The 11,662-nt window shown below is 57.1% G+C and carries 9 protein-coding genes; 7 read left to right on the forward strand and 2 right to left on the reverse strand.

Features of this window, described 5'->3' with window-relative positions; translation table 11 throughout:
* Window positions 1-93 precede the first annotated feature (93 nt).
* The 4 genes from ACN0XM_RS13540 (at window position 94) to ACN0XM_RS13555 (ending at window position 4,869) form a co-directional block, all read left to right on the forward strand.
* Window positions 94-1,446, forward strand: a complete 1,353-nt coding sequence (locus ACN0XM_RS13540; RefSeq protein WP_417567474.1) for an adenosylmethionine--8-amino-7-oxononanoate transaminase — start codon at window positions 94-96, stop codon at window positions 1,444-1,446.
* 28 nt (window positions 1,447-1,474) lie between these two features.
* Window positions 1,475-2,209, forward strand: coding sequence for a 16S rRNA (uracil(1498)-N(3))-methyltransferase (locus ACN0XM_RS13545; protein WP_417567475.1), 735 nt, complete (start codon window positions 1,475-1,477; stop codon window positions 2,207-2,209).
* A gap of 272 nt (window positions 2,210-2,481) precedes the next feature.
* Window positions 2,482-3,711 carry a DUF445 domain-containing protein gene (locus ACN0XM_RS13550; protein ID WP_417567476.1) on the forward strand — a complete coding sequence of 410 codons (1,230 nt, stop codon included), beginning with the start codon at window positions 2,482-2,484 and terminating at the stop codon, window positions 3,709-3,711.
* A gap of 108 nt (window positions 3,712-3,819) precedes the next feature.
* On the forward strand, window positions 3,820-4,869 hold the full coding sequence (locus tag ACN0XM_RS13555; RefSeq protein ID WP_417567477.1) for an HDOD domain-containing protein: 1,050 nt from the start codon (window positions 3,820-3,822) through the stop codon (window positions 4,867-4,869).
* On the opposite strand, the gene ACN0XM_RS13560 is transcribed toward ACN0XM_RS13555, so the two are convergent.
* Entirely contained in the window at window positions 4,852-6,213 is a 1,362-nt protein-coding gene (locus ACN0XM_RS13560; RefSeq protein WP_417567478.1) for a YihY/virulence factor BrkB family protein, read from the reverse strand. The genes ACN0XM_RS13555 and ACN0XM_RS13560 overlap by 18 nt on opposite strands.
* A 201-nt stretch (window positions 6,214-6,414) precedes the next feature.
* Here ACN0XM_RS13560 and ACN0XM_RS13565 point away from each other — a divergent pair, with 201 nt between their 5' ends.
* Complete coding sequence (locus ACN0XM_RS13565) at window positions 6,415-7,665, forward strand: OmpP1/FadL family transporter (protein WP_417567479.1); 1,251 nt, start codon at window positions 6,415-6,417, stop codon at window positions 7,663-7,665.
* Between the two features lie 45 nt (window positions 7,666-7,710).
* Here the strand turns inward: ACN0XM_RS13565 and ACN0XM_RS13570 are convergent, their stop codons facing one another.
* Window positions 7,711-8,646 (reverse strand): D-2-hydroxyacid dehydrogenase, encoded by a 936-nt coding sequence (locus ACN0XM_RS13570; RefSeq protein ID WP_417567480.1) that lies wholly within the window; start codon window positions 8,644-8,646, stop codon window positions 7,711-7,713.
* Between the two features lie 81 nt (window positions 8,647-8,727).
* Between ACN0XM_RS13570 and tmpT the strand changes: the two genes are divergently transcribed.
* Window positions 8,728-9,381 carry a thiopurine S-methyltransferase gene (tmpT, locus tag ACN0XM_RS13575; protein ID WP_417567481.1) on the forward strand — a complete coding sequence of 218 codons (654 nt, stop codon included), beginning with the start codon at window positions 8,728-8,730 and terminating at the stop codon, window positions 9,379-9,381.
* A gap of 343 nt (window positions 9,382-9,724) precedes the next feature.
* A complete protein-coding gene (locus ACN0XM_RS13580) occupies window positions 9,725-11,647 on the forward strand; it encodes a PrkA family serine protein kinase (protein WP_417567482.1) in 1,923 nt (640 codons plus the stop codon).
* Window positions 11,648-11,662: the final 15 nt, after the last annotated feature.

Genomic DNA, 11,662 nt, shown 5'->3' on the forward strand with positions numbered 1-11,662 from the left:
ACAGCAGAGTGGCCAGTTGTCGCTGTTAACTGTAATATCCAGTCAGGTTAACCGCCAACCATCAAGAACCTGACTGTCTGACGGAGATTTCTCATGCGCAATGCCGACCTCGTCGCCCGCGGCCTCAAGTCCGTGTGGCACCCCTGCACCCAGATGAAAGACCATGAAGGCGCCGTGCCGTTGGTTCCCATAAAACGGGGCGAAGGTGTCTGGCTGGAGGATTTTGAGGGCAACCGCTTCATTGACGCCGTCAGCTCCTGGTGGGTCAACCTGTTCGGCCACGCCAACCCGAGAATCAATGCCGCCATTCAGAAGCAGATTGGCGAGCTGGAGCATGTCATCCTGGCCGGCTTTACCCATGAGCCGGTGGTCAATCTGTCTGAACGGCTGATCGAAGTGACGCCTGAGGGCCTGAACAAGTGCTTTTACGCCGATAACGGCTCTTCTGCGATCGAAGCCGCCCTGAAGATGAGTTTCCACTACTGGAAAAACCAGGGCAAACCGGGCAAGAAAAACTTCGTGAACCTGAGCAACAGCTACCATGGGGAAACCCTGGGCGCGCTGGCCCTCGGTGATGTGTCTCTTTACAAGGACACCTACCAGCCGTTGCTGATGGAAGTACTGACAGCCCCCTCACCGGATGCCTATAACAAGGAACCGGGTGAAAGCGACGAAGACTACGCCCTGCGCCAGTTCGAGGCAATGGAAACACTGCTGGCCGAAAAGCACGATGAAATCTGCGCCGTGGTGGTTGAGCCTCTGATCCAGTGTGCCGGCGGCATGCGAATGCATCACCCGATCTATCACACCAAACTGCGGGAAGCCTGCGACCGTTATGGCGTGCACCTGATTGCCGATGAGATTGCCGTTGGCTTCGGCCGAACCGGCACCCTGTTTGCCTGTGAACAATCCGGCATCACCCCGGACTTCATGTGCCTGTCCAAGGGGCTGACCGCCGGTTATCTGCCTTTGTCTGTCGTATTGACGACTGACGACGTATACAACGCCTTCTACGACGATTACGAGACCCTCAAGGCCTTCCTGCACAGCCACAGCTACACCGGCAACCCCATTGGCTGTGCCGTGGCCCTGGCCACCCTGGACATCTTCCGGGATGACAACGTGATCGAAAGCAACCGCGGACTCTCCGCCTGCATGGCCGAATCCGTTGCACATCTGGCCGACCACCCGAACGTGGGAGACATCCGCCAGCACGGCATGACCCTTGCGGTTGAAATGGTGAAAGACAAAGCCTCGAAAACCCCGTTCCCCTGGCAGGAACGACGGGGAATCCGCGTTTATCAGCATGCATTAACCCGCCAGGCCTTGCTTCGCCCCCTGGGTAATGTGGTTTACTTCATGCCGCCTTACGTGATCACCGAAGAACAGATCCGCCACCTCGCACAGGTCGCAACAGAAGGCATAGAGATTGCGGTTCGGGATTAAGAGCCGCCCCCTGAACCCGGAGACTCTAATGCGCATGCCCCGCATCTACACCAATTCAGCCCTCAGCGAGGGCGCAACCGCTGAACTGGATGAAAACGCTGCCCAGCACGTAGGCCGGGTATTGCGCATGCAGCCGGGGCAGGAACTGCGGCTATTTAATGGCGACGGCAACGACTACCCCGCGACCATCACCAGCGCCAGCAAAAAGAACGTGGAAGTCCAGGTAGGCACCCCGGAAGCCAACGCCACTGAATCGCCCCTGGAAATCGTCCTCGGCCAGACGCTCTCCAAGGGCGACCGCATGGATTATGCCGTCCAGAAAGCGGTGGAAATGGGCGTCACCCGCATCGCCCCGCTTACCACCGAACGCTGCGACGTAAAGCTCAAGGGCGACCGGGAAGACAAGCGCCTGCGCCACTGGCAATCTGTCGCCATCAGCGCCGCCGAACAATGCGGCCGCGCCCGGGTGCCTGACATCCTGCCAGTAATGACAATCGCCGAGTGGCTGGAACACACCCGGGATTGCGACGTTCGCCTGGTATTGCACCACCGCACCGAACATGCCCTCAAATCCATCATCCCGCCGGAACGCGTGGCCCTCATGATCGGCCCCGAAGGCGGTCTCTCCCCCGAGGAAATCGCCCAGGCCGAAGACGAAGGCTTCCTGCCGGTCGCCCTCGGCCCACGGGTACTACGCACCGAAACCGCTCCGGTGGCGGCTATGGCGCTGTGCCAATGGCTTTGGGGTGATATCGGCGGCTGACCTTCACCGACCGTGTCGCCGTCTCATGTCGGCACCCAAGTCATTGACATGGGGAGGGGGCGGCAACATTATCCATTGCGTCCGAAAACGAATCCGATCTTATTTCGATAGTATGGGCTGCGCTGAGGGGAGGCCTTTCCAAAACTGTGCGGAGCCATGGATGGCGGAGCCCAAGCGTCACATGGATGTGCCGCAAGGAGCGTGTTTTGGAAAGGCCTCCCCTCAGCGCAGCAACCTCCAGAGCATAACAACCGAAAAACGCGAGTATCAGGATGACAAGCCTGCTAAGCACCCAAGAATTCTGGCAATATCTCAGCATCCCGGTAATTGCCGCCCTGATTGGCTGGAGCACCAACTGGCTTGCCATCAAAATGACCTTCTACCCCCTGGAATTCATCGGCAAGCCACCGCTCCTTGGCTGGCAGGGCATCATCCCCTCCAAAGCCCGTAAAATGGCCGCCATCAGCGTCGACGCCACCATCTCCAAAATCGGCACCGTGCGGGAAATTTTCCAGCAGATCGATCCGAAAGTTCTCGCCACCCACATCGTTCACTCGGTCGATCCACGTATCGAAGAATACGTAGACGAAATGATGCTGAAAGAACACCCCACTTTCTGGGAGAACCTGCCCGCCTCCGCCCGGAAAATGGTTTACGACCGGGTACGCAAGTCCACGCCGCAGCTGGTAGACAATCTCGTGGAAGACGTTTCCGACAACATCGAAGACCTTCTCGACATCAAGGGCATGGTGATCGAACGTCTGGCCAGCGACAAAAAACTGCTCAACCGGATCTTTCTTGAATGCGGCGAAGTGGAGTTCCGATTCATCATCAACTCCGGCCTTTACTTCGGCTTCCTGTTCGGCTTGATCCAGATGGCCGTCTGGTACCTTTACCCAAGCTGGTGGGTGCTGCCATTCTTCGGCTTGCTGGTGGGCTGGGCCACCAACTGGATTGCCCTCAACGTCATCTTCCGGCCGCTGCACGCCAAAAAAATCGGGCCGCTCCGCATTCAGGGTCTGTTTCTCAAACGCCAGCCGGCGGTGGCCGAGTCCTTCTGTCACATTGTTACCCATGAAATCCTGACCGTCGGCAACATCATTAACGCGATTCTCGACGGCCCCAAAGGCGACCGGGCCCGCAACATGGTGAAGAAACACATCAAGCCACTGGTGGATGAAACCGCTGGCATGGGCAAGGCACTGACCCAGATGGCCTTTGGCCCAACGGGTTTCGCCACCCTGAAAAACCAGGTAGGCGAGAAAGCCATCGAAATATCACAGACGTCTTTCAACAACCCGGTGTTCGAGAAAGACCGGGCCCGCGCTGTCGAGTCCATTATGGTGGAGCGGATGATCGCGCTCTCCTCAGAAGAGTTCCAGGACCTGCTCCGCCCCTGTTTCCAGGAAGATGAAATCAAATTGATCCTGGTGGGGGCCTTCCTTGGTTTCGGCGCGGGTGTCTGCCAGCTGGTCTTCGTGTTCGGGGAGTCGTTTCTGTAAATTCCCGCTTTCATTCACGGTCCTAACCTGTGCAAAAAAGCGTCGCACCTCTATACTCACCGAAACGGAGATTCACTACTTCGAGCAGGTTCGACCCGGAGGCAACGGATGCCAGGTTTTTTCTCCTGGATTTCAGGATTATTTACGACGCCACAGCCCTCACCACCGGCCCCGGAAGCGCGACTGTTTAATCCGTCACCGGAACATCCGGCGGACGATACCCCAGACATCAGCCCCCTGCTCGCTCAACAACTGGAAGACCACCTGTTTTGCTGGCTGCTCGACGCGGACCCGGCTGTCCTCAAGGCTGACCTCTCATCCTCCAGCGATGTTCTGGACGAACTGCACCGGCGCCTTTCCAACAACCAGATGGATGAACTCCCCAGGCAGCCCATGAGCCTGCCAATGCTGATGCGGGCGCTATCTGACGAATCCACGGATCGCCAGCGGCTCACGGAGATAATCCTAGGGGACCCCTCCCTCACCGATCAGCTGCTTCAGATTGCCAATAGCCCCTATTTCCGTCCAGGTGACCATTCCATTGACTCCGTGGACCAGGCAGTGTTCGTGTTGGGAATGAATGGTATCCGAAATGTCATCGCCGCTGCCGTGATGCGCCCGATGATGGCCGCAAGGAACAGCCGGGAAGCGCTTTTCGGCCAGCGTGCATGGCGCTGGGGACTGACCTGTGCACGAGCCGCGGAACTTATTGCAAAAATACATGGAGAGGACACCAGCGCCCATTTCATGGTGGGGTTACTGCCTTCGCTGGCCTACATTACCATTCGGCGTGAACTCCAGCGGATCTGCCGGTCCCGCACAACGGCCGGAGAGCCAGGGCCGGCCTTGATTCGTCATGCCCTGGCCCGTTATCAGTGGACCACCTGCCAGTTGCTGGCCAACGAGTGGAACCTGCCGCCCAAGTACCATGCCTACCTTATGGCCGCCGAGCGGCCTGCACCCAAGCAGAAACATACGCCCCTGACCGATGGCATGGTCATCGGGACCCGGGAAGTCCTCAGGCACGGTCATCAGCGCAACCTCGCCGAACAGGACCTGGCCAAGGTGGTCCGGCTGACAGACAGCCAGATCAGCACCGTCCGCAGTGCACTTCAAGCCATGCTCCGGGAGGGCGGACGCTCAACTGTCAGAAACTGATTCGGGCTCCGGCTCGGGCCTTGGGCTGACTTTTTCCTCGGCCCCGCCCTCGCGCAGCAGCTCGGCAAACGTTCGGGTTTCAATGACTCTGTCTGGCCCCAGCAGGCCAGCAGGTACGAGGCCTGGGAGCCGGTCGACCACCCGGTCTTCATCCTTGCGAACGACCCTCAGCACCTCGCCCACAGTAATCAGATCGAGTGCCCGCCCGGGCGCGAGCTGATCGCCCTGGCGCCCCGCCAGCGTCAACAACCCAGCCCGAATAAGCTTGTCGCTCATGGCTCGGGTCACCTCGCCCGGCACTCTCAACTGAAGCTCAAGCGCCTCCTGTTGCGGCGCCGGCTTGCCCTCGCTGAAAGGTTTGGCCACCAGCCACATGGTTGCCAGTGCAACCTTCTCCTGCAACTCTGGCGCCATTTGTACCTCACGTCGCTTGGCCACGTTTCCCGGATTTTGCAGATAGAACGCCAGACTGGCACCCAGCAGAAGAATCATCCAGTTCAGGTAGATCCAGATCAGCAGAATAATGCCGATGGCGAAACTGGAGTAGATGGCGGCATACTTTGCGGACCCCGCCACAAACGAGGCAAACAGCATTCCGGCCGCCTGCCAGGAAACCCCGGCCACCAGGCCACCAATAGCGGCATAACGTAACTTGACCCGGGTATTAGGCATAAATACATAAACAAAGGTGAAGGCGCCAACCACCAGGAAGAAAGGGGTAAACCGACTGACGACAAGTATCAGAGAGCCAAGGGGTTCGATTTCAATCAATGCCTGGACAAACGTCGATGAGAATATGGTGGCACTGACACCGATTGCCGACACCATCAGAAGCGGCCCCACCATGATGACACTCAGATAGTTGCTGAAGCGCTGTGCCATGGAGCGCATGTCTGGCACCCGCCAGATCATGTTGAAGGAACGCTCTATTTTCTGCAGCAGGGAAACGACGGTGTAGACAAGCAGGGCGAGGCCTACCGACCCCAGCACCCCCACCTTCATGTTGTCGACAAACCCCAGAATCTGTTCCGCGAGTTCGATGCCCTGAGGCCCGAGGGGCTGAAAAAACTGAAACAGAAAGGGCTCCATTTTTTGGTGCACGCCAAGTGCCTTCAGCACCGAGAAGCTCAGCGCGAGCAACGGCACAATACTCAGCAACGTGGTGTAAACCAGACTCATGGCATGGAGGGTCAACTGCCCGCTGAGAACGTCCCGGGCCATTGCATACGTCGTGCGCCCGACCTTATACAACCAGGTCCATGGCCAGCTCTGGGGCGGATTGGGGTTGGCCAGAATCCAGCTCTCTGCAGCCTGGAGTCGCTCTTTCAATTGGAATGAAGCCACTTTAGGTCCTGTCGTTCCGTGTTTTATTCAGGTTATCAGTCAGATATCCGACCTCAACCAAGTATGGCTGATTCGCTGCGGTTTGCGAGGCCCGCGCTCATAATATAACCATATCAGCTTTTGTTACTTCCTCTTATAACCTCATTTCTGTAAAAGGACCGTCATCAACGATATAACGACTTCCCGAACGGGTGTTAAATCATGAAAACCAGACTTGCTTTGGGCGTTACCGCCCTGACAGCCCTTCTCCCGGCTACGGCCCTGGCAACCAACGGTTATTTCAGCCATGGCTATGGCACCATCAGCAAGGGCCTGGCCGGCGCCGGCTCTGCGCTCTCTCAGGACAGTATTGCCGCAGCCACCAACCCGGCGGGCATGGCATTTGTGGGCAATCGGATCGATGGCGGGCTGGAGCTCTTTTCTCCCCGGCGGAAATACACGGTGGACGGCCCTATGTCGCCACCTCCCGCATTCCCCCTTCAACGGGGAACCTATAAGAGCAGCCGCAACGGGTTCGTTATTCCGCACCTGGGCTTTAACCGCAAACTGTCCGATACCACAAGTTTCGGTGTATCTGTTTTCGCCAACGGTGGCATGAGCACCGATTTCTCAGGTGAAAATGGTGGCCCCTTCTACGGCGGCCGGACCGGCGTCAACCTGGAGCAACTCTTCATTGCCCCCACCTGGTCCTGGGAGTTTTCTGACAACCAGGCCATCGGAATTTCACCGGTGATTGCCTATCAGCGCTTTGAAGCAAAAGGGCTCCAGAACTTTGCGCCCTTTTCTTCCGATGCCAGCGCACTTTCCAACAAGGGCACTGATGATGCCTGGGGTTATGGCTACCAGATTGGCTGGCAGGGCGAGATTACTAACACCCTTCGTGGCGGCGTGAGCTGGCGCAACATTCTGAAAATGAATGAGTTTGACAAATACAGCGGGCTGTTCGCCGAACAGGGTGACTTCGATATCCCGCAGATGTTCAATGCCGGCGTTGCCTGGTCCGGCATTCAGGATCACTGGATTCTGCTGGATATCCAGCACATCCGGTACAGCGAGATTAACAGCGTCGGCAATCCGGTCATGCCCATTACCCCGGGCTCTCTCGGCACGGATCAAGGTCCGGGCTTCGGCTGGGATGATATGACCATTGTCAAGCTGGGCTGGCAATGGCAGCAGACACCCTCCCAGGCCTGGCGGGCCGGCGTAAGCTACGGTGAAAGCCCGATCTCCGGTGAAGACGTGCTGTTCAACATTCTCGCTCCCGGGATTCAGGAATGGCACTTCACCGGTGGCTTCACCCACAACTTTAACGAAAACCTGGACGTGTCCGGCATGGCGTTTTACTCCCCGGCCAAGCAGGTTTCCGGGCCTAACCCGCTGGCGCCAAACCAGACCATTGCTCTGGAGATGTATCAGCTGGGCGCGTCCGTCAGCGTCGGCTGGAAATACTGAGCCTCACAGGTTTCAGAAAAATGCCCGGGTGAGCCCGGGCTTTTCTCATTCGATTGAGGCCAGATTGGCTGCCGTAATACCTACAATCCTCTGCCGCGCTTCCCGGCTGGCCCAGGCAGAGTGCGGGGTAATGATCAGGTTCGGGATGTCATCCGCCAGCAAGGGATTGCCATTTCGGGGTGGCTCTTCAGTAAGCACATCGAAACCGGCGCCACCAATTTCCCCGGCCCTCAGGGCATCCGCCAGCGCCTGCTCGTTCACCAGACCGCCTCGGCTGGTGTTGATCAGCAATGAATCGGGCTTCATCAGCTTCAGTTCACGGGCACCGATCAGATCACGGGTTTCATCCGTGAGCAGACAATGCATTGACAATACGTCCACCTTCGGCAGCAGTTTATCCAGGGGTATCCGGGGATAACCATCTACTGTTCCCGCTTCCTGGCCGGGCCGGGCGCCCAGTACAACCTTCATTCCGAATGCAGCCGCACGCTCTGCCACACCCTGGCCCAGGTCGCCGTAGCCGACGATCCCTAGGGTTTTCCCCTCCAGCTCCATGATCGGGTGATCCATCAGGCAGAACATATCACTCTGCCCCCAACGTCCTGCCTGAACATCCCGGCTGTAATCCAGCAACCGTGTCGCCAGGGCCAGCATCAGCGCCATGGTGTGCTGTGCCACCGTGGAGCGGCCGTAGTTAGTGACATTCACAACCTTGATGCCATGATCCTTCGCCGCCGCCTGGTCGATATTGTTCAGGCCCGTGGCTACCACCGCAATGGCCTTCAGCTCCGGACAGGCCTCGAAATGCTCCCGGCCAAGCACCACCTTGTTAACAAGAACCGTATCAAAGCCCCGAATCCGCTCCAATACTTGCTCCGGAGCAGTCCGGTCATACTTTTCAAGCCCGCCAGTCACCGATTCAATCGGCGAGAGATCGACATCATCGCCGAGCGTTTTCGCATCTAGGAACACCGCTTTCATACATTTCTCCTGAATCCAGATCTGAACAGATTAAGGTAGACTGAAACAAACGTCCAAGCATCAAATAACGGGGTGGAAACCATGGAGCACGAATTCTGGCATGAACGTTGGTCCAAGAAGGAAATCGGCTTTCACGAGGGTACCGTCAACCAGTATCTCTACGACCACTGGCCCGAACTCGCCGGCAAGGGCACGGACACGGTCTTCGTCCCCCTCTGCGGAAAAGCCCACGACATGTGGTGGCTCCACGACCGCGGCCACCCCATCATCGGCGTGGAGCTGAGCGACATCGCCTGCAAGGACTTTTTCGAGGAAGCCGGAGAGAAAGCCACGATCCACCCCGGCGAACCCTTCACTACCTTCAAACACGACGACCTTCAGCTCTGGTGCGGCGACTTCTTTCAGTTGGTCCCCGACGACCTCAAACACGTCCGCCTCGTCTATGACCGCGCTGCCCTCATCGCCCTGCCCCCGACTATGCGCAAGGGCTATGTGGAACACCTGACAGCCATCGTCCCGGATGGCACCCGAATCCTGCTGATCACCCTGGACTACGACACCGAGATCAAGGGTCCGCCCTTCAACGTCAGCGACGAAGAAGTCCGCGAGCTCTACCAGGACGACTACAAAATCGAACATATTCTGACCAACACTCTGGCCAAGGATCATCCGTTTACAAAACGAAAGGGCCTGGAAGGCGCATCAGAAAGCGTGTTTCGGCTAACCAAACTTTAGCCTTGCCCGGGCGGCTGCACCATGGCCTGACTGGAGTACACCGGGGTGCACTCCCGCCTTCGAGTTCGGCCGCTTAAACCTACCCCCAACTCCGGTAAGCTACAAAAACACCACACCCGTCTAACATAATTTAATGAACCTTAACCACTCCCCCACTGTCCAACTTCGCGACCGTGAACTAAGCTCAAAATAAGCAAGCCGACCACGGCCCGACCGTTTACCGGCTTGTAAGTATCCATTTCTTCCACCCATAACTAGACAGACCGCCCGGACGGGCGGAGCCAACTGCAACGGGGAAATTGCGTGAACTGAAAGCTGAAGAACAGCGAGCGAGGGGCAATCTATGAGCATACTGCAGCACTTCAAAGACCGGTATGAGAGTACCCAGGAAGAAGAATACAGCCTGGAGGAATACCTGGAGATCTGCAAAAAGGATCCAACGGCCTACGCCACGGCCGCTGAGAGAATGTTAATTGCCATCGGCGAACCAGAACTCGTCGATACCTCTCGTGACCAGAGGCTGTCACGCATCTTTTCCAACAAGGTCATCAAGCGTTACCCGGAATTTTCCGAGTTTTACGGCATGGAAGATGCCGTCGAAAACATCGTGTCCTTCTTCCGTCATGCGGCCCAGGGCCTGGAAGAGAAGAAACAGATTCTTTACCTGCTCGGCCCGGTCGGCGGCGGTAAGTCCTCCCTGGCGGAAAAGCTCAAGTTCCTGATGCAAAAGGTGCCTTTCTACGCCATTAAGGGCTCGCCGGTGAACGAATCTCCGCTTGGCCTGTTCGACCCGGCGGAGGATGCCCAGATTCTGGAAGAGGAATATGGCATCCCGGCCCGCTACCTGAAAACCATCATGTCTCCCTGGGCTGTCAAACGCCTGCACGAATACGGCGGCGATATCAGCCAGTTCCGGGTGGTCAAGAAATACCCCTCGGTACTCGACCAGATCGGCGTCTCCAAGACCGAGCCCGGCGATGACAACAACCAGGACATTTCCGCCCTCGTGGGCAAGGTCAACATCCGCATGCTGGAAGACTTCTCCCAGGATGATCCGGATGCCTACAGCTTCAGCGGCGGCCTTTGTAAAGCCAACCAGGGCCTCATGGAGTTCGTGGAAATGTTCAAGGCACCGATCAAGGTGCTGCATCCACTGCTGACGGCTACCCAGGAAGGCAACTACAACACCACCGAAGGCATGGGTTCCGTGCCCTTCGACGGCGTCATCCTGGCCCACTCCAACGAATCCGAGTGGCAGACCTTCCGCAACAACAAGCACAACGAAGCCTTCCTTGACCGGGTTTATATCGTCAAGGTGCCTTATTGTGTGCGGGTGACCGAAGAAATTGAGATCTACAAGAAACTTCTGAGCAACAGCTCTCTGGAAGGTGCCCCCTGCGCGCCGGATACTCTCGACATGCTTGCCCAGTTCTCTGTGCTCTCGCGAATAAAGGAACCGGAAAACTCCAGCATTTTCTCCAAGATGCGGGTCTACGACGGCCAGAACATCAAGGACACCGATCCGAAAGCCAAGTCCATTCAGGAGTACCGGGATGCTGCGGGCGTAATGGAAGGCATGGACGGTCTCTCGACCCGGTTTGCCTTCAAGATCCTGTCCAAGGTATTCAACTTCGACACAACCGAAGTGGCTGCCAACCCGGTGCACCTGCTCTATGTTCTGGAAAAGCAGATTGAACAGGAGCAGTTCCAGTCCGAAACCCATGAGAAATACCTCAGGTTTATCAAGGAATTCCTGGCACCGCACTATGTCCAGTTTATTGGCAAGGAAATCCAGACTGCGTACCTGGAAAGCTACAGCGAATATGGCCAGAACCTGTTCGACCGGTATGTGACCTATGCCGATTTCTGGATTCAGGATCAGGAATACCGGGATCCGGAGACTGGCGAAATTCTCGACCGCTCATCCATCAATGATGAGCTTGAGAAAATCGAGAAGCCGGCAGGCATCAGCAATCCGAAGGATTTCCGAAACGAAGTGGTTAATTTCGTACTGCGGGCACGGGCCAACAACCAGGGCCGAAACCCGTCCTGGCTCAGCTATGAAAAGCTGCGCAGCGTGATCGAGAAGAAGATGTTCTCGAACACAGAAGACCTGTTGCCAGTGATCTCCTTCAACCCGAAAGCGAGTCAGGAAGATCAGAACAAGCACAAGCAGTTCGTCGAGCGGATGGTCGATCGAGGCTACACGGAGAAGCAGGTACGGCTATTGGCCGAATGGTATCTGCGGGTTCGCAAGTCTCACTAAGTCAGTGACCACTCA

The sequence above is a fragment of the Marinobacter sp. genome (genome assembly GCF_048269445.1).
Lineage (GTDB): Bacteria > Pseudomonadota > Gammaproteobacteria > Pseudomonadales > Oleiphilaceae > Marinobacter.

Excerpts from the sequence above, each read along its gene's own strand:
- ACN0XM_RS13540 (WP_417567474.1), top strand. The coding sequence starts at position 94 with ATGCGCAATGCCGACCTCGTCGCCCGCGGCCTCAAGTCCGTGTGGCAC.
- ACN0XM_RS13565 (WP_417567479.1), top strand. The coding sequence starts at position 6,415 with ATGAAAACCAGACTTGCTTTGGGCGTTACCGCCCTGACAGCCCTTCTC.
- ACN0XM_RS13570 (WP_417567480.1), bottom strand. The coding sequence starts at position 8,646 with ATGAAAGCGGTGTTCCTAGATGCGAAAACGCTCGGCGATGATGTCGAT.
- ACN0XM_RS13545 (WP_417567475.1), top strand. The coding sequence starts at position 1,475 with ATGCGCATGCCCCGCATCTACACCAATTCAGCCCTCAGCGAGGGCGCA.
- tmpT (WP_417567481.1), top strand. The coding sequence starts at position 8,728 with ATGGAGCACGAATTCTGGCATGAACGTTGGTCCAAGAAGGAAATCGGC.
- ACN0XM_RS13555 (WP_417567477.1), top strand. The coding sequence starts at position 3,820 with ATGCCAGGTTTTTTCTCCTGGATTTCAGGATTATTTACGACGCCACAG.
- ACN0XM_RS13550 (WP_417567476.1), top strand. The coding sequence starts at position 2,482 with ATGACAAGCCTGCTAAGCACCCAAGAATTCTGGCAATATCTCAGCATC.
- ACN0XM_RS13580 (WP_417567482.1), top strand. The coding sequence starts at position 9,725 with ATGAGCATACTGCAGCACTTCAAAGACCGGTATGAGAGTACCCAGGAA.